This window comes from Pseudooceanicola batsensis HTCC2597 (assembly GCF_000152725.1).
GTDB lineage: Bacteria > Pseudomonadota > Alphaproteobacteria > Rhodobacterales > Rhodobacteraceae > Pseudooceanicola > Pseudooceanicola batsensis.
The window spans coordinates 1,816,467-1,834,687 of the sequence record NZ_CH724131.1; the positions used below are offsets into that span (position 1 = coordinate 1,816,467).

An 18,221-nucleotide genomic window follows, 5' to 3' on the forward strand; every position below is an offset into this window, starting at 1 on the left:
GGAACGACCATGGCACGCGCCATCATGATCCAGGGCACCGGCTCGAACGTCGGCAAGTCGCTGCTGGTGGCGGGCCTGGCCCGGGCCTTTGCCGACCGCGGCCTGCGCGTGGCCCCGTTCAAGGCGCAGAACATGTCCAACAACGCCGCCGTCACGCTGGACGGGGGCGAGATCGGGCGCGCCCAGGCGCTGCAGGCCCGCGCGGCGCGGCGGCAACCGCAGACCGACATGAACCCGGTGCTCCTCAAGCCTGAGACCGACACAGGCGCGCAGGTGATCCTGCAGGGCCGCCGCCACGCCACCCTCTCGGCCCGCGACTATACCCGCGAGAAGCCCGTCCTGCTCGCCGGAGTTCTCGACAGTTTCCACCGCCTGGCCGAGGGCGTCGACCTTGTGCTCGTCGAAGGCGCGGGCAGCCCCGCCGAGATCAATCTGCGCGCCGGGGACATCGCCAACATGGGTTTTGCCGAGGCCGCGCAGGTGCCGGTCGTGCTGACCGGGGACATCGACCGGGGCGGTGTCATCGCGCAGCTTGTCGGGACGCAGGCCGTGCTCTGCCCCTCTGATGCCGCGCGGATCAAGGGCTTTCTGGTGAACCGTTTCCGCGGCGATCCCGATCTTTTCGACGAGGGGATGAGGATCATCGCGGACCGGACCGGCTGGGCGGCGCTCGGCCTCGTCCCCTGGTTCGCGGATGCGTGGAAACTGCCGGCCGAAGATGTCCTGGACCTGGCCTCCGGCCCCACGGGCGGCGCCTTCAAAATCGCCGTGCCCCGGCTGGGCCGGATCGCCAATTTCGACGATCTCGATCCGCTGTCGTCGGAACCCGGCGTCACGGTCGAGATCATCGAACCGGGGCGCCCCCTGCCCGGCGACGCGAACCTCGTGCTCATCCCCGGCTCCAAGACGACGGTCGCGGATCTCGAGGCCTTCCGCGCGCAGGGATGGGACATCGACCTCGCGGCCCATGTCCGGCGCGGCGGGCATGTGCTGGGCCTCTGCGGCGGATACCAGATGCTGGGCCGATGGATCGAGGACCCGGACGGGATCGAGGGGCGACCGGGCCGCTGGCCGGGCCTCGGGCTGCTCGATATCGAGACGGTCATGTCACCCGCCAAACGGGTCCGCCTGAGCGACGCGCGCCATTGCGACAGCGGCGAAGCGGTTTCGGGCTACGAGATCCATCTGGGGTCGACGTCCGGGCCGGACTGCGACCGCGCGTGGCTGCGGATCGGCGACCGCCCCGAAGGGGCGCAATCGGCCGACGGCCGGGTGCGCGGCTGTTATCTTCACGGGCTCTACGCCTCCGACCCCTTTCGCGCGCACGATCTGCGGCGCATGGGCGGGCGGTCGGACCTGAGCTACGAGACCGGCGTCGAAGAGGTCCTCGACCGGCTTGCGGCCCACCTGGGCCGTCACGTCGATCTGGATCGGTTGTTCGGGCTGGCGGCCACGGTGACCCGATAGCCGACCGGTCCTGCGATCACGAAAAGTCCTGAGCGGAGAGCGCGCGGTGGATTTCGCGGCGCACGAGCTTGCGGACGTTGCGCGTGATCCGCTCGCCCAAGGCGCCCTGCAGCTCCTGCCGGACGATCTCGGCCACCAGGTCGCGCAGCATCTCTTCGTCCAGAACGGCCGTGTCCTCGGCCGTCAGGGCGTTCCGCCCCGCCTCGTCAAAGGCGGCGTCGTCGAAATCGTCCTCGGGCGGGTCCCGGTCTTCGGCCTCGGCGACGCTGGCAACGTCACGCGCGGCATCCGCATCAGCCGTTTCGGCATCCTCGACTCCGGCATCCCGGTCCTCGATGTCCCGCTCGGGCTTCACCGCCGCAAGCGGGGTCACGGCCCGAAGACTCGCGTCGGCCATGGCGGCGATATCCGCGTCGTCTATGGGATCGACCGCCCAGGCCTCGTCAGCGGAAAGTGCGGTCGGGTCAGTCTGCCACGTCTCGGCCGCAAGAGCGTCCGCCTGCGCCTCGTCCTCATCCTCGTCATCCCAGGCCGGCGCGGGGTCGAGCCTTTGCGGCGCCGCGTCCGAGATCTCGTCCGCTTCGGGTTCCCATTCGCCGCCGCTGGTCGATACGACCGCTTCCACCTCGGCCACGCGCTGTCCCAGCGAGGTCACGCCCCGGTGCCGCAGGAATGTCGGCACCACGTCCTCGCCCGTCTCGGGCGGCGTGGGGATGGCGCCTCTGGACACCGCGATTCCCTCGTCGAGTTCCTCTTCCGCCGGGGCGACGGAGGCCTCCCTCTCGTCGCTCTCGGCCTCGCCGGTGAGGGCGTCGGGTTCGGCCGCTTCGGACGCCGGCAGGAGAGTCGGATCGGGGGCATCCGCTTCGGGTGCGTCCGGGTCCGCATCGCGCGCCACGCCCAGGGCCGCCAGCGCGGCCTCGATGGCGATATCCGGCGAACCGGCGTCGCGCGCCTCGGTCGCCGGGTCCCGGACGGGGGCGATTCCGGTGGGGCGGTTGGCCTCGATCCGAGAATGTCGGTCGCCCGCCGCGCGCACACGCTCCATCAGGTTGAGAAGGTCGGCCTCCCTCTCGGGCGCGTCGTCGGATTCGGCATGGATGAACCCGGCCTCGCCCTCGTCGTCCCCGGTCTCCTCGGCCGCGGTCTGCGGCGTGACACGCAGTGACGGCGTCAGGATCAGCCGGTCGTCGGCCGCCGGCGCGGCCGGACGGTCCGGCCGCCTGGGCTGGTTCGCCGTTTCGCGCGACTGCGCCCGTACTTCTTCGGAAACGAGTTTTCTGATGGAGGACAGGACATCCTCGATCTGCACGTTGGTTACAGAATCTGCCATCTCATTCCAGCTGCCAATGCCTCGGTGTCAGGGTAACGCCAGAGGGGTTTCCACTCAATGGATGCGGCGGATTTTAGTCTTTTCCGATGCGACGCAGGACGCGGTCAAGCTTCCGCCCCTGTTCGCTCAGGCCCGCCGGGGCATCCTTTACCAAGTTATAATAGCCTGCCGGGTCGTAGATTCTGACCTTGAGCTCCAGGTTCTGAGCGGTGAGTTCTCCCATCGCTGCGAGCAGGCTATAGCCTGCGCTGAGTTCGTCAACCTGCGCCGAGATCAGGCTGGCGCGTGCGTCGAGCAGCTCCTGCTCGGCGTTCAGCACGTCCAGCGTCGTCCGCGCGCCAAGCGTGGCTTCCTCGCGGATGCCGCGGAACGCGACCTGCGCGGCGCGGACCTGCTGCTGGCTTGCCTCGATCGAGGATCGGGCGACCTGCAGCGTGGCCAGCGCATTGCCGACGTTCTGACGAATCTGGTGCGACACCACGTGCAGGTTCGCGCGGCTCGCATCGCGGTTCTGCATCGCCTGGCGCTGCAGCGAACTGAGCCGCCCGCCGGCATAGATCGTCTGGCGCCCCGCCAGACCGATCGAAGCGGACCGCCCATGAGCCCCCGTGCCGAGCGTGTCGTTCAACCCGAGCGTGGCCGTCGCCGAAACCGTCGGGCTCAGCCCCGCATCGGCCAGATCGACCCGCAGCTCGGATATGGTGACCTGGCGCCGGGCCTGAGCCATGTCGGGATGCTGTCGCAGGGCGGTCGCGCTCGCCGCCTCGAGCGAGTGCGGCAGGCGGTGCAGCGCGCCCGAGGGCGTCAGGCGGCCGGGCCTGTGCCCCACGGCGGCCAGGTATTCCAGCTGCGCCTGCGCCAGGTCGCCCTGGGCCGCGGCCAGGCCGGATTTCGCGGCGGCCAGACGGGCTTCGGCAAGCGAGACGTCGGTACGCGTGACTTCGCCCACCTCGAACCGGTCGCGGGCCGCGCGCAGTTCCTGCGTGATCAGGCGCAGGTTGTTCTGACGCAGCGCCACGAATTCGGATGTGCGCCGCACGTTCAGGTAGGCGACCGCCGCCCGCAGCAGCACCTGCTGTTCGATCGAAGTCAGCCCCTCGCGGGTCGCGAGAACGGTTTCCTTGGCGATTTCGACGCCCAGGTTCGTCCGGCCGCCATCGTAGATCAGCATCTCGGCGGTCAGCCCGATCGAGGCGGACGCCGAGCGGGAGTTCACCAGATTGAACCCCGTCGCCGCGGAAGAGGAAGCGCCGAAGTTGCTGGTCAGGTTCGCCGTCCAGGACACGATCGGACGAAGCTGCGAGAGCGCCTGCGCGACGTCCTCGTCGGCGGCGCGAAGCAGCGCCCGGTTCTGCTCCAGCAGCCCCGAATGCTTGTAGGCCGAGGCCAGCGCATCCGCGAGCGTTTCCGCCGCGGCCTTGACCGGCACCAGAGCCGCGCCGGCCGCCAGAGCCAGCGTCGCCACTGCCATCCGGAGGGTTGTCATCGATCTGCTCATCTGCCTGCCCTTTTCTGCCGTTTGCCGGCCGTTCTGTTCTAGAGCGTGAACGCCTGATGTCGCTCGAATCCCGGCAGGACCGGCGCGCCCGCGTTGAAGGCGAACCGCCAGTTGATCCTGCCGTCGATCCTGTATCCGATCCGGACCACCCCGAGGTGCCCTTCCGCAAAGAGCACCGCGATGCGCCCGCCCTCCTTGAGCTGATCGGTCACGCCCTCGGGAAGATGCTCCACCGCGCCCTGGATCATGATCACGTCATAGGGTCCGTGCGTGGCCGCGCCTTCGGACAGGGGGCCCTCGTGAAGGACGACATTGTCCGCCCCCTCGGAGGTCAGCGCGGCATTCCCGTCCGAGATCAGCGCCTCGTCCTCTTCGAGCGCGATCACCGCCTCGGCCAGACGCGCGGCGACGGCGGCCGAGTATCCCGTGCCCGTCCCGATGTCGAGCACCAGTTCGTCCGCATGGATGTCCAGCGCGTCCAGCATCTTGGCCAGTGTCCGCGGGTCCAGCAGGACCCGCCCCTGACCGAGGTCGATATTCTCGCCGAGATAGGCCGCGTCGCGCTTGTCGGCGGGCACGAAGGCCTCGCGCGGGACGGCGAGCATGGCCTCGATGATGGGGAATTTGGTGACATCCGCGGGACGGATCTGGTTGTCCACCATCATGGTGCGGCGCGCGGCGAAGTCGGTCATGCTGAACTGGCCCGTTCGGAATTGCGTTGGAAAGCTTTTTGCCACAAGTCACCCTTTCCGGCAACGTCTGGCAAGGCCAAAGCTTTGCCGCCCCGCCACTATTTTCCCAAACGTTGCAGCCTTGCGCCTTGACGCTTGCAGGAGGCGGCCAGATAGGCTAGTCCACGCGGACCGTTCCGAGGCGAGTTGGCGGAGTGGTGACGCAGCGGATTGCAAATCCGTGTACACCGGTTCGATTCCGGTACTCGCCTCCAAACGGTTTCAATGACCTGGCGGACGCAGAGTGGACGCGGCCGGGCCAGTCCTAGCAATTGCCTGAACATTCCGTTTTTGCTCTGCTCGCTGGACAAAACCGATCCTCACCTTAACCTCAGGCAAAGAGGCCGCTTGTTCAGCGCGCCCGCGGATAAGAAGCAACGGAAGCCAGACGAGGCGACACGACCTCGGCAAGCGCCGAGGCAGGGATCGCGATATCAAAACGGTCCTATCGAAGTCCCGAAGCCCGCAAGCACGGGCACCGTTCTGGGCGCAATCGACCTCCAGGTGATGCGCGGACGCAATCGACCGCAGCGTGACCTGCTGGCCGGCGGACGGCTGTCGCACCACGACGGCCCCGTTCACATTGTGAGGCCCGGGAGCGCCCGGGCCCGAGAACACTGCTCGGGCCCGCCGGGGAGCCGCACAGGCCGCTCACCCGGTCGCGTCGAGACCGTCGCGAAAGTCGTTCCAGCCGGCATCCACCGACGAGGGCGCGTCGCGCCACCGGCTCAGGGGACTGCCGGTCACCGGGTCGCTCGCCGGGATGGGCAGGGACATGATGAGCTTGGCCGCGGCACGGAAATCCGCCTCGCTGACGAACTCCTCCTGGATGTTGTCCCAGTCGCGTCCCTCGGGGTAGCCGCCGACCACCATGACATCCTCGGAGTTGCCGATCATGGCGTGGGATACCCCCGCGGGCATCACCACCACGTCCCCGGCCTCCACGCGGACCTTGGTCCCGCCCTTGCCGAACAGCTCGAGTTCCATCCAGCCCTCGGCCACGCCGAGGCATTCGTGGCTCGTAGAGTGGAAATGGTGGTACAGGTAGATCCCCGGATAGTTCCAGTTGTTGAGCCAGCCGTTCTCCTGAAAGCGCGTCCGCACCGCATCCATGCCGCCGCCCGGCACGCCGCCGCGGTGGATCAGAAGCGGATAGCGGCTGTTGGGCACGCGCCCCCGCGGCATCGACTGGTGTTCCTCGATCGTCCCGGTCATTTCGTCGTCCTCCCTCGTCCGGTCCTTCCCGACATGAAAGGGGCGGCTCACGCCGCCCCCTCCTGTCAACTCAGTTGCCACCCCAGGCTTCGGGATAGTTGGCCATGTCCTCGCAACCGCACATCGCATAGTGCAGCGGCGGCATCGCCGGGTTGACGTATTCGTCCAGGTTCTCCTGCGTGATCGCCGGCTGCGGCAGAACCCATTCCGGCCCCGGGAGCGCTTCGCCCTCGATGACGCGGGCGGCGGCGATCACCGCCGTGCGCCACTGGTAGGTCGGATAGGTGGGTGCGATGGCGGTCAGCCCCTTGTCCTGCCACTTGCGGAGGAAGTCCTGCTGGTCCTCGCCGACGAAGACCGGAATGTCGTACCCGGAATCCTCGAAGGCCTCGATGGCGGCGACGGCCGTGGCGCCCGCATCCATCCACACCGCGTCGATGTCGCCGCGCATCAGATAGTCCTCGACGATCGACTTGGTCTTGGCGTTGTCGCCGTCGGTGAACTCGGCCCCGACGATGTTCATGCCCGCCTCGTCCAAGATGCGGCGACCTGCGGAATAGCGCGTCTCGAGCACGTCGACCCCCGGCAGGATGCGCAGCATCAGCACGTTGGCGCCTTCCTCGACGTTGTCGACGATGAACTCGGCGCCCTGGATGCCGAAGCCGTAGCCGCCGACCGGGTGGATGAAGGTCACCGGGCAGTCGGTGTTGACGCCGCGGTCGAAGACGATGACCGGCATCGCCTCGCAGGCGCGTTCCACGGCCGGGGTCAGCGCGGCGGTGGTGTTGGGCGACACGATCATCACGTCGCAGTCACCGCCCGCCAACAGGTCGTCGATATCGGCGATCTGCTTGTCGTCGGAGCCCTCGGCGTCGACGTGGATGAACTCGCCGATCGAGTCGTGGTTCTCGACCTCCTCGGTCATGTTCGTGTAGCCCACGACGCGCCAGGGGTTGTTCACCCCCGCGTTCGAAAAGCACACCGTCGCCGGGCCCTCGATTCCCAGATCGGCGGTCTCGACCATGTCGCCGCCGATGTGCTGGACCCAGGGCTGGCCCTCGGGCCCCATGGACTCGGCCTGAAGCTGCTCCTGCTGCTTTGCGAATTCTTCCGGATCGTCGAAGTTCTGGGCGTGGAGGGGCGCAAGGCCGAGGGCCAGCGCTCCGGTCGCCAACAGTAGATGTTTCATTACTCTCTCCCTAGTGATGGGGGGCCGCCTGGCGCGCGCCCCTCAGGTTCCCGTCTGTTTCCTTCGGTGCATGGCCAGCGCGACGGCCGCGATGAGGATAAGCCCCTGCACCACCTGCCGGACGGGTTGCGGCAGGCCGAGGAAGTTCAAAAGCGTGAAGATTGCGGTAAGCGCCAGCGCGCCGCCGAAGGCGGCCGGGACAGAACCGCGCCCGCCCAGCAGCTGCGCGCCGCCCAGCACCGCGGCGGTGATCGCCTGAAGCTCATATCCGGTGCCGACATCGGTGGACACGCCGGCGAAACCGCCCAGTAGGATCCCGGCGATGGCCCCGGACAGGCCCGAGAGGACGAAGGCGGTGATGCGCACCCGGTTCACGGCGACACCGGCCAGCCGGGCCGCGACCGGATTGTCCCCGATCGCATGGACTTGCCGTCCCAGGTTCGTGCGGTGCATCAGCCAGGCGAACAGCCCGACCACGACGACGAGCACGATGACCGAGACCGGGATGAACCGGACGAGGGGCACGTCCCGTATCAGCTCGCGCCCGAAGAACCGGAACGTGTCGGGCAGGTAGCCGCGCGGCGCCCCGCCGGACCACAGGAAGGCCAGGCCGTTCAGCGTGATCATCATGCCCAGCGTCGCGATCAGCGACGGAACACGCAGGAAACACACGATCAGCCCGTTGATCGCCCCGACCCCGACGCCGATGCCCAGCATCACCGGGACGACCCAGTAGGTCGCGGCCGGATCGTTGTTGGTCAGCATCGACGATCCCACCACGACCAGCGTGATCAGAGAGCCGACCGAGAGATCGAAGCCGCCCGAGGTGATGACATAGACCTGACCGGCCGCCAGGATTGCCAGCGGCGCCGCGCGCTTGAGGAAGTTCATGTAGCCCGTCGGCTCGACGAACCCCGGATTCATGAAGATGATGGCGGCGATCAGCGCGGCCAGCAGCACCCAGACCGGGTTGATCTGGGGCAGTCGGCGGCGCTCTCTCGCGCCGGACGGGTCGGCCCGGTCGGTCATGCCACGATCCTCTTCGAACGGATGGCGTAGAAGGCGACGGCGGCGACGATGATGATCCCGCGCAGCACCTGTTTGGCGAAGCTGTCGACGCCGGCGATGTTGAAGACCGAATCGATGAGCGAGAAGATCAGCATCCCGGCCATGGTTCCCCAGACCCCGCCGCGTCCGCCGGCCAGGACGGTGCCGCCGATCACCACCACCGCGATGCTTTCGAGGTCGTAGACCCCGTCGGCCCCGATCCACGGCGCCCCCGAGCGCAGGCGCGATGCCAGGTAGAGCCCCGCGATGGCCGCGCAGACCGAGCAGATGACATGGCTGAGCACCACGATCCGCCCGGTCTTGATCCCGGCAAAGCGCGCCGCCTCCTCATTGCCGCCGACGGCGTAGATGTCCGACCCGAACTTGGTGAACCGCAGCACCGCCCAGGCCAGCACCGCAAGCGCCAAGAGAAAGATCAGCGCCAACGGAAACGGCCCGATCTCGCCATAGGCGAAGACCTGGAAGGCCGCCGGAACCTCGCCCGCGAAATTCGACACGAAGGCCGACAGGCAACCCTGGATGATCAGGCTCATGCCGAGCGTCGCGATCAGCGGGTTCACCTTGAGCCCGCTCACCACCAGCCCGTTGGTCAGCCCCACCACCGCCCCCAGCACCAGCGCGGCGAGGATGGCGGGCAGGATCATCGCCGGCGACCCGTCCATGACCACCGAAGCGAGAACGGCGGTGGCCGAGATGAGGCTGGCCACGCTCAGGTCGATCGAGGCGACGAGGATCACGAAGGTCTGCCCGATGGCCGTGATCCCGAGCGCGATCGAGCGGCCCAGGATGGCGATCAGGTTGTCGAAGGTCAGGTACTGCGCCTGGTCGGTCCCGAGGGCGATCCCGACGTAGATCGCGAACGCCCCCACCAGCAGGATCAGGGGCGCCCAGCGTTCGAAGCGGAAGCCGGGTTTGCGCGGCGCTGCGTCCTCGGCGATGCTCATGCGGCCACCTCCCGCTCTTCGGTGGCGGCGTGCATGATGTCCTGCTCGCTCGCGCCATGGGGAAATTCGGCGACGATCCGCCCCTGCTGCATGACGAGCACCCGGTCGGCCGCACCGATCACCTCGGGCAGGTCGGACGAGATCATCAGGATCCCCGCCCCCTCGCGCGCGAGATCGCGCATCAGGTGATAGATCCCGGCCTTGGAGTTCACGTCGATGCCGCGCGTCGGCTCGATGAAGATCAGCAGTTTCGGCCGCATCGAAAGCCAGCGCGCGACAATCGCCTTCTGCTGGTTGCCGCCCGAGAGCGCGCGGATGTCCTGATCGTACGAGGCCGCGCGGATCTCCATGTGATCCAGCAGTTCGTCCATGCGCGTCGTGTCCGCACGAGTGTTGCGCCGGTCGCTCGACCACAGCGGCGCGAAGGCGCGCGAGGTCAGCATCCCGTTGTCGCGGACCGACTGCATCAGCACCAGACCTTCGCCCTTGCGGTCGCCGGGCAAAAGCCCGACCCCGCCGGTGATCGCCGCGCGCGGCGACCGGAAGTCCACCGTCCCGCCGTTCAGGGTGACCTCGCCCCGGTCGAACGGGCTCTCTCCGAAGAGCGCCATGGCCAGCGCGACCCGGCCCGCGCCCTGGATCCCGGCAAGGCCCACGATCTCGCCCGCCCGCACGTCGAGGCCGATGTCGTGCAGCCGGTCGTTGCCTGCCCCCCGCACGCTCAGCACCGGCTCTCCGATCTCCTCGGACGTGGCCGGCGGGGCGTAGAAATCGGCGATGTCGCGCCCCACCATGGCGCGCACGATGGCCTCGGGCGCGGGCACCGTGTCGAACCGCGCCGCGACCTCGCCGTCCTTGAGTACGGTCACGCGGTCGGCCAGCCGGGTGATCTCGCGCATGCGGTGCGTGATGTAGATGATGGCGACCCCGCGCTCGCGCAGCGTGTCGACCGTGGTGAAAAGCTCTTCGCATTCCGCCTCGTTCAGCGCGGCGGTCGGCTCGTCCATCACCACCACCCGCGCCCCGGTCGAGACGGCCTTGGCGATCTCGACCACCTGCTGCGTGGCGACGTCCAGTTCGCCGACCATCCGGTCCGGGTCGATCCGCCCGGCCGCGGCGAAAAGCGACAGGACCTCGCGCGCCTCGGCCCGCATCCTCGCTCCGTCGATCAGCCCGAACCGCGTGCGCGGCTCGCGGCCGAGAAAGAGGTTCTGCGCCACCGTCCGTTCCGGCAGCAGCGAAAACTCCTGGTAGATCACCGCGATCCCGGCATGCAGCGACTCAACCGGGTGCGAGAAATGCACCGCCTCGCCGTTCAGCCGGACCTCGCCCGCATCGGCGTGATAGACGCCCGACAGGATCTTGATCAGCGTCGATTTCCCCGCGCCGTTCTCGCCGACCAGCGCCTGGACCTCGCCCGCACGCACCTCGAAACTCACGTCGCCCAACGCACGGACGCCGGGAAAGCTCTTGGTGATGCCCTTCATCTCGATCACCGGCGGCGTCATGCGGCCTCCCACGTCCGGCGGATGAAGTCGTGCGCCTCGGTGAACAGCGTCTCGAAATCAGGGAAGAGCGGCCGCCAGACCCGGGTGGCCGCGGCCAGCTCGGGCACGCCCGCCCCGAAGGCCTCGACCACGACATGGCCGTCGAAGCCGGCGGCCTTGGCGGCGCCCGCGACGGCGGCAAAGTCGATTTGCCCGCGCCCCGGCACGCCCCGGTCGTTTTCGGAGACATGCAGCACGTGCATCCGGTCGCCCAGGTGACGGATCGCCCCGGCCTGGTCCTGTTCCTCGATATTGGCGTGGAACGTGTCGTACATGATGCCGAAGGCCGGATGATCCACCCGGTCGGCATAGGCGCGGGCCTGCTCCATCGTGTTCAGGAAATAGGTCTCGAACCGGTTGAGATGCTCCAGCGCCAGAAGATACCCGTTGCGCGCGGCCCGTTCGGCCATGGCCCTGTGCGCCTCGATCCCGCGCTCCAGCTCGGCCTGGGTCGGGCCCTGGCCGGTGAAATGGCCGATCGGCGCATGGAACGGCCCGCCGATGGTCTCGGAGCCGAGCGCCTCGGCGCAGTCCTGAATCCAGTTCAGGTGCTCGCCCCCGCGCCGCCGCTCATCCGCATCCCCGGACAGGGGATTGGCGGCGGGCTCGGGCACGATTGAGGTCTGCGCCCGCCCCAGCCCCATCGCGTGAAGCCGATCGCCCAGCCAGGCGTAATGGTCGGGCGAGCCGCGCATCACCGGCACCTCGACGTGATCGAAGCCGATCGCGGCGATCCGTTCGATCTGCGGCAGGTGGCTTTCCTCGATATGCCCGCCGAGACAGAGCAGGTTGATCCCCAGTTTCATGGCGTCTCCCAGGCGCTGTCGTTCGCCGAGGACCGCACGCAGGCGGCGACGAACCGCATCCCGTCCAGCCCGTCCTCGATGGTCGGATAAAGCAGGTCTTCCGGTACGGGCTCTCCGCGCCGCTGCGCGTGGATCGCGCGGGCCGCCTCGGAATAGATGGTCGCGAAGGCCTCGAGATAGCCCTCGGGATGCCCGCCCGGCACCCGGCTCGTCGCGGTGTTCGCCTCGGTCGCGCCGGCCCCGTTGCGGGTCAGCAGGCGTTTGGGTTCGCCGAAGGGGGTGAACCACAGGCTGTTCGGCTCTTCCTGCGACCAGTCGAGCCCGCCGCGGTCCCCGTAGACCCGCAGGCGCAACGCGTTCTCGTTCCCCGGCGCGACCTGGCTGCACCAGAGCATCCCCTTGGCCCCGCCCTGCCAGCGCAGCATGACATGGGCATTGTCGTCCAGCTCCCGCCCCGCGCCGAAGGCGTCGAGGTCGGCGGCCAGCCGGTCCAGCGTCAGGCCCGATACGAAACAGGCGAGGTTGTAGGCATGGGTCCCGATATCCCCGATAGAGCCGCCCGCCCCCGACCGCGCGGGATCGACCCGCCATTCCGCCTGCTTGCCCTCGGCGGCCCCGGTCAGCCAGTCCTGCACGTATTCCACGTTGATCAGCCGCAGGCTGCCCAGCTTGCCCTCGGCGATCATCTGCCGGGCCTGCCGGATTACCGGATACCCGGTGTAGTTGTGCGTCAGAACAAAGAGCGCACCCGAGGCGCGGGCGGCCTCGGCCAGCCGTTCCGCATCCTCCATGGTCGATGTCAGCGGCTTGTCGCAGATGACATGGATGCCCCGCTCGAGAAAGGCGATGGCCGCCGCCGCATGCACGTGGTTCGGCGTCACGATGGCCACCGCATCGATCCCGTCCTCGCGATCGGCCTCGGTTCGCGCCATGTCCTCATAGGTGTCGTAGCTGCGCGGCAGGCCGAGCGCCTCGGCGCTGGCCCTTGCCTTCTCGGGGGTCGAACTCAGCACCCCGGCGACAAGCGTGTAATGTCCGTCCAGCCGCGCGGCGATCCGGTGCACCCCGCCGATGAAGGCGTCGCCGCCCCCGCCGACCATTCCCAGCCTGATCGGTGCCTCCGCCATCTCAGCCCCCCAAACCAAGCATCCGGCGGTTCGCCGCGTCGTCGGCCCCGCCATCCGCGAAATCGTCGAACGCCTTCTCCGTGACCCGGATGATGTGGTCGCGGACGAATTGCGCCCCCTCGCGCGCGCCGTCCTCGGGGTGCTTCAGCGCGCACTCCCACTCGACCACGGCCCAGCCGTCGAAGCCCATGGTCGTGAGCTTCGAGAAGACCTGCCCGAAATCCACCTGCCCGTCGCCGAGACTGCGGAACCGGCCGGCCCGGTTCGCCCAGGACTGATAGCCCCCATAGACGCCCTGCTTGCCGGTCGGATTGAACTCCGCGTCCTTGACGTGGAACATCCCGATCCTCTCGGCATAGTCGTCGAGGTTGGCGATGTAGTCGAGGCACTGCAGGACGTAGTGCGAGGGATCGTAGAGCATCCGCGCCCGCGGGTGCTGATCCACCCGGTCGAGGAACATCTCGAAGCTGACGCCGTCGTGCAGATCCTCGCCCGGATGGATCTCGTAGCAGATGTCGACGCCGCTCTCCTCGGCATGGTCCAGGATCGGCCGCCAGCGCGCGGCAAGCTCGTCGAAGGCGGTCTCGACCAGCCCCTGCGGCCGCTGCGGCCAGGGATAGACATAGGGCCAGGCCAGCGCGCCGGAAAAGGCCGCGAGAGCCGTGAGGCCGAGGTTGCGCGACGCGTCTATCGCCTGCCGCACCTGCTGCACCGCCCATTCCTGCCGGGCTTTCGGATCCCCGTGGACCGAGGCATCTGCGAATCCGTCGAAGGCGATGTCATAGGCCGGGTGGACCGCCACCAGCTGACCCTGCAGATGCGCCGAAAGTTCGGTCACGGCGATCCCGTTCTCGGCCGCCCGGCCCTTGAACGTATCGCAGTAATCGCGCGAAGTCGCGGCGGTCGCGATGTCGAACAGCCGCGCATCCCAGCTGGGCACCTGCACGCCCTCGTAGCCGCACTCGGCAGCCCATTTCGTGATCGAATCCCAGTCGTTGAACGGCGCCTCGTCCGAGGCGAACTGCGCCAGGAACAGGGCCGGACCCTTGATCGTCTTCATGAAACCTCCCGCGGCGCCGTCCTCCCGGCACCTTGAAATCGATTACATCCGATTCACGGCGTGATTGCAATGAAAAATGTAATCGATTAACCGGAGGCAGGATCAGGAGGCGGCATGTCGGCAAGGGTCAGGATCAAGGACGTCGCAACGCTTGCCGGGGTATCCACGGCAACCGTCAGCCGCGCGCTGTCCTCGCCCGATACCGTGGGGCCGGCCACCCGCGACAAGGTGATGGAGGCCGTGAAGGCGACCGGCTACCGCATCAACGCGGCGGCGCGCGACCTGCGCCAGAGGCGGGCGCGCTCGATCCTCATCCTCGCGCCGAACCTGTCCAACACCTTCTTCAGCCGCATCTTCGCCGCCATCCAGGAAGAGGCCAGCGCCGTCGGCCTCACCGTCCAGATCAGCGACAGCCGCATCGGCCGCGACAGGCTCCTGTCGCTCGGCTACGACGGGCGCGCCGACGGCATCGTGCTGCTCGACGGCAGTCTCGACCCCGAACTGGTGAACGGCTGGCACCTGCCGCTGGTCCAGCTCAGCGAATGGAACGACGCCTACGACGCCCCCCGGCTCGGCATCGACAACCGGGCCGCGGCGGGCCTCGCGGTCGACCACCTCGCCGATCTCGGACACCGCGCGCTGCTCCACGTCAGCGGCCCCGAGGACAACGTCCTGGCCCTCACCCGCCGCGAAGGGTTTCTCGATACCGCCGAAAGCCGCGATCTCGCACGGATCGTGCTGCCCGGCGACTTCACCCTCGAGGCCGGCGCCGAGGCCGCGCGCCGCTGGTCCCGCCTGCGCGACCGACCGACCGGCGTCTTCTGCGCCTCCGACGAATGCGCCCTGGGGTTCATCTCGGAATGCGTGCACATGGGCTTCGACGTGCCGGGCGAAGTCTCGGTCATGGGGTTCGACGACATCGACTTTGCCGACAGGTTCCTGCCCTCGCTGACCACGATCCACCAGCCCCGCAAGGAAATGGGGCGCGCCGCCGCACGGCGGATCACCCAGATGATGCAGGGGAGCGAGGGCACGCTCCGGCGCAGCCTCCCTCCGGCCACCCCCATCGCCGCAAGGCTGGTGAAACGCTCCTCGACCGCCGCCCCGCCTGCCGCCCCGTCCGCCGGATGAGCCGGCACCCTCGCCCCGCAGAGCGGTCCCCGGCACCGAAACCGCCTGCGACATTGTCGCGAGCCGGGGAAGAGGTGGTTGCGAAGCCGTAACAAAACAATACTCTGTCGCTCGCGTTCCGGAGCAGATTCCCAGCCGAGATCTGAAGGGGCCGGAAAACGCGGACCGCACCGGAAGAATGCGGAGGGGCGGCACCCGCCCGGGTGTCAGGGCAGTACTGCAAGGGACGGAATGAATACGTGAGCGCAGAACATTATTCGCTGATCGTCATCGCATTGCTGCCGTTCGCCGGAGCGCTCATGCCCGGGCTCATGATCCGCGCGGGCCGCAACGCCTGCGCCGTCTTCACGGCGCTGCCGACCCTGCTGGCCCTGACCATGCTGATCCTGCTGGCCCCCCGGGTCATGCAGGGCGAGGTCATCACCGCCGAGCTGGACTGGATCCCCCAACTCGGGCTGTCCGCCTCCTTCTTCCTCGACGGGCTCGGCCTGCTCTTCTCCTGCATGATCCTGGGCGTCGGGCTGCTGATCACGCTCTACGCGCGGTTCTACCTCTCGGGCGAGGATCCGATGGGGCAGTTCTACACCTATCTGCTGCTCTTCCAGGGCGCGATGCTGGGGATCGTCCTGTCCGACAACATCCTGCTTCTGCTGATTTTCTGGGAACTGACCTCGCTCTCGTCCTTCCTGCTCATCGGCTACTGGAAGCACCTGCCCGAGGGACGCCAGGGCGCGCGAATGGCTCTTGCCGTGACCGGCGCCGGCGGGCTCGCGATGATCGGCGGGATGCTGATCCTCGGCAATATCGTGGGCAGCTACAACCTGACCGACATCCTGGCCGCGGGCGACCGGATCCGGGCCTCGGAATGGTATCTGCCCGCGCTGATCCTGATCCTGCTCGGCGCCTTCACCAAGTCGGCGCAGTTCCCGTTCCACTTCTGGCTGCCGCACGCCATGGCCGCGCCCACGCCGGTTTCGGCCTACCTGCACTCGGCCACGATGGTGAAGGCCGGCGTCTTCCTGATGGCGCGCATGTGGCCCGCGCTCGCCGGGACCGACGCCTGGTTCTACATCGTCACGACCGCCGGCCTGATCACCATGGTCCTGGGCGCGCTGATCGCGCTCTTCAAGGATGATCTCAAGGCGCTGCTGGCCTTCTCGACCGTGAGCCACCTGGGATTGCTGACCATGCTTCTCGGCTTCGGCACGCCCGTGGCCGCCCTGGTGGCGGTGTTTCACATCATCAACCACCTGACCTTCAAGGCCGCGCTCTTCATGACCGCGGGCATCATCGACCACGAGGCGCATACCCGCGACATCAAACGCCTCGGCGGGCTGCGGACCCTGATGCCCGTCACCTTCGTGATCGGCACGCTGGCCGCTTTGTCGATGGCCGGCATCCCGCTGCTGAACGGGTTCCTGTCCAAGGAAATGATGCTCGAGGAAGCCTCGCACACCGATTGGGCCGGCAGCCACTATGCGGTGCCGGTGCTCGCCACGCTCGGCGCGCTGCTCTCCGTCGCCTATTCCTTCCGTTTCGTGGCCCATGTCTTCCTCGGCCCGGTGCGCGACGACTATCCGCACAAGCCGCATGACCCGCCGTTCGGCATGTGGGCCGCCCCCGCCCTTCTGGTCGTGCTGGTCGTGCTGATCGGCGTGCTGCCGCACCTGGCCGAGCCGGTCGTGATGATGGCGGCGGGCGCGGTGACGGGCGGCGTGCTGCCCGACATCCACCTCAAGATCTGGCACGGGATCACCCCGGCGCTCTTCATGTCGGGGATCGCCATCCTGGGCGGCCTCGTCCTGCTCGCGCTGCACCGCCCGCTGGACCGCGCCTGGATCGCGACGCCCCGCCCCGAGGCCAAGGCGATCTTCGACCGCCTCGTCGGAGGGGCCGTCTCCCTCTCGGGCCGCATCGCCGGGGGCAGCCATGACGGCGCCATGTCGCGCTATCTCGCGATCTTCGTCGCGGCGACGCTGGCGCTCGGCTACATCGCCTTCAGCGGCAGCGGCCTGCCGGCGCCGACGCGCGACCTCCTGCCGGTGCCGCCGGTCGTGCTGGTCGGATGGGTGATGCTGCTCGTCGCCACCGGAACGGTCGTGCTGGTCCACAGGGATCGGTTCCGGGCGCTCGTCATCATCGGCGTGATCGGCCTCACCATCTCGTTCGGCTTCGTCTACCTCTCCGCCCCGGATCTCGCGCTGACCCAGATCTCGGTCGAGACGGTGACCATCATGCTCCTGCTTCTGGCGCTGCACTACATGCCCAAGGCCTCTCCGGTCGAAAGCACGGCCGGACGCCGGATCCGCGACGGGATCATCGCGCTCGGCGCGGGCGGCGGCGTGGGCGCGCTGGCCTGGATGTTCCTGCTGCGCGACACGGCCTCGATCTCGGACTATCACCTGGCGAATTCCTACAAGGGCGGCGGCGGCACCAACGTGGTGAACGTGATCCTCGTCGATTTCCGCGGCTACGACACCTATGGCGAGATCATCGTGCTGGGGATCGCCGGGCTCATCATCTACGCGGTGATGGACGCGCTGCTGAACGGACCGGCGGCGCGCAAGCTGCGCAACACCGACTATTCCCGTGACCGCTCGCGCGACCGCCACCCGCTGATGACGGTGATCGCCACGCGGGTGATGATGCCGATCGCGCTGATGGTCGGCGTCTTCATCTTCCTGCGGGGCCACAACGAACCCGGCGGCGGCTTTGTCGCGGGCCTGGTCGTGTCGATCGCGCTCTTGATGCAGTACATGGCGTCGGGCTTCGCCTGGACCCAGTCCCGTCAGCGGATCGAGTACCACTCGATGATCGGCTGGGGCGTCCTGATCGCCGGACTGACCGGCGCCGGAGCCTGGCTCGGCGGCAAGCCCTTCCTGACCAGCGGCTACGACTACTATCACTTCCCGCCGATCGAGGAATTCGAACTGGCGACGGCCATGCTTTTCGACCTCGGCGTCTTCCTCGCCGTGCTGGGCGCGGTGATGCTGATGCTCTACAGCCTGTCGCGCATCGCGCGCTACGCCGGCGAAACGGTCAATCCCGAACCGATGGACTATGACCCCTCGACGCGCATCCGCGCGCTCAGGGAGGAGGAATGAC

Annotated in this window: 14 protein-coding genes and 1 tRNA gene; 4 read left to right on the forward strand and 11 right to left on the reverse strand. The window is 68.2% G+C overall.

The genetic code is table 11. The features are described from left to right. Nucleotides 1-9 precede the first annotated feature (9 nt). Nucleotides 10-1,467 (forward strand): cobyric acid synthase, encoded by a 1,458-nt coding sequence (locus OB2597_RS12745; RefSeq protein WP_009805988.1) that lies wholly within the window; start codon nucleotides 10-12, stop codon nucleotides 1,465-1,467. Nucleotides 1,468-1,483: 16 nt separating this feature from the next. Here the strand turns inward: OB2597_RS12745 and OB2597_RS22295 are convergent, their stop codons facing one another. From OB2597_RS22295 to OB2597_RS12760, 3 genes are all read right to left on the reverse strand, one after another. Then, nucleotides 1,484-2,800, reverse strand: coding sequence for a hypothetical protein (locus OB2597_RS22295; protein WP_009805989.1), 1,317 nt, complete (start codon nucleotides 2,798-2,800; stop codon nucleotides 1,484-1,486). Nucleotides 2,801-2,873: 73 nt separating this feature from the next. Next, complete coding sequence (locus tag OB2597_RS12755; protein ID WP_238529721.1) at nucleotides 2,874-4,298, reverse strand: TolC family outer membrane protein; 1,425 nt, start codon at nucleotides 4,296-4,298, stop codon at nucleotides 2,874-2,876. Between the two features lie 38 nt (nucleotides 4,299-4,336). Continuing rightward, nucleotides 4,337-4,990: a protein-L-isoaspartate O-methyltransferase family protein gene (locus OB2597_RS12760; protein WP_009805991.1), complete on the reverse strand. Its 654-nt coding sequence runs from the start codon at nucleotides 4,988-4,990 to the stop codon at nucleotides 4,337-4,339. A gap of 180 nt (nucleotides 4,991-5,170) precedes the next feature. Between OB2597_RS12760 and OB2597_RS12765 the strand changes: the two genes are divergently transcribed. Next, nucleotides 5,171-5,244 (forward strand) — tRNA-Cys (locus OB2597_RS12765). Between the two features lie 436 nt (nucleotides 5,245-5,680). Here OB2597_RS12765 and OB2597_RS12770 read toward each other — a convergent pair. The 8 genes from OB2597_RS12770 to OB2597_RS12805 are packed head-to-tail and all read right to left on the reverse strand — an operon-like array spanning nucleotide 5,681 to nucleotide 13,985. After that, nucleotides 5,681-6,295: a cupin domain-containing protein gene (locus OB2597_RS12770; protein WP_009805992.1), complete on the reverse strand. Its 615-nt coding sequence runs from the start codon at nucleotides 6,293-6,295 to the stop codon at nucleotides 5,681-5,683. A gap of 19 nt (nucleotides 6,296-6,314) precedes the next feature. After that, nucleotides 6,315-7,433 (reverse strand): substrate-binding domain-containing protein, encoded by a 1,119-nt coding sequence (locus OB2597_RS12775; protein WP_040609325.1) that lies wholly within the window; start codon nucleotides 7,431-7,433, stop codon nucleotides 6,315-6,317. 42 nt (nucleotides 7,434-7,475) lie between these two features. Beyond that, nucleotides 7,476-8,462, reverse strand: a complete 987-nt coding sequence (locus OB2597_RS12780) for an ABC transporter permease (protein WP_009805994.1) — start codon at nucleotides 8,460-8,462, stop codon at nucleotides 7,476-7,478. Beyond that, the gene (locus OB2597_RS12785) at nucleotides 8,459-9,445 is read right to left on the reverse strand and encodes an ABC transporter permease (RefSeq protein ID WP_009805995.1); all 987 of its coding nucleotides are present in this window, start codon (nucleotides 9,443-9,445) and stop codon (nucleotides 8,459-8,461) included. Before OB2597_RS12785 ends, OB2597_RS12780 begins: the two co-directional genes overlap by 4 nt. Next, on the reverse strand, nucleotides 9,442-10,953 hold the full coding sequence (locus OB2597_RS12790; RefSeq protein ID WP_009805996.1) for a sugar ABC transporter ATP-binding protein: 1,512 nt from the start codon (nucleotides 10,951-10,953) through the stop codon (nucleotides 9,442-9,444). Before OB2597_RS12790 ends, OB2597_RS12785 begins: the two co-directional genes overlap by 4 nt. Beyond that, complete coding sequence (locus tag OB2597_RS12795; protein WP_009805997.1) at nucleotides 10,950-11,798, reverse strand: sugar phosphate isomerase/epimerase family protein; 849 nt, start codon at nucleotides 11,796-11,798, stop codon at nucleotides 10,950-10,952. Before OB2597_RS12795 ends, OB2597_RS12790 begins: the two co-directional genes overlap by 4 nt. Beyond that, nucleotides 11,795-12,925, reverse strand: coding sequence for a Gfo/Idh/MocA family protein (locus OB2597_RS12800; protein WP_009805998.1), 1,131 nt, complete (start codon nucleotides 12,923-12,925; stop codon nucleotides 11,795-11,797). Before OB2597_RS12800 ends, OB2597_RS12795 begins: the two co-directional genes overlap by 4 nt. A 1-nt stretch (nucleotide 12,926) precedes the next feature. After that, nucleotides 12,927-13,985, reverse strand: coding sequence for a sugar phosphate isomerase/epimerase family protein (locus OB2597_RS12805; protein ID WP_009805999.1), 1,059 nt, complete (start codon nucleotides 13,983-13,985; stop codon nucleotides 12,927-12,929). A 114-nt stretch (nucleotides 13,986-14,099) separates the two neighbouring features. On the opposite strand from OB2597_RS12805, the gene OB2597_RS12810 reads away from it, so the two are divergent. Then, nucleotides 14,100-15,116, forward strand: a complete 1,017-nt coding sequence (locus OB2597_RS12810; protein ID WP_009806000.1) for a LacI family DNA-binding transcriptional regulator — start codon at nucleotides 14,100-14,102, stop codon at nucleotides 15,114-15,116. 239 nt (nucleotides 15,117-15,355) lie between these two features. Then, nucleotides 15,356-18,220 carry a monovalent cation/H+ antiporter subunit A gene (locus OB2597_RS12815; RefSeq protein WP_009806001.1) on the forward strand — a complete coding sequence of 955 codons (2,865 nt, stop codon included), beginning with the start codon at nucleotides 15,356-15,358 and terminating at the stop codon, nucleotides 18,218-18,220. The last annotated feature ends 1 nt before the right edge of the window (nucleotide 18,221 follow it).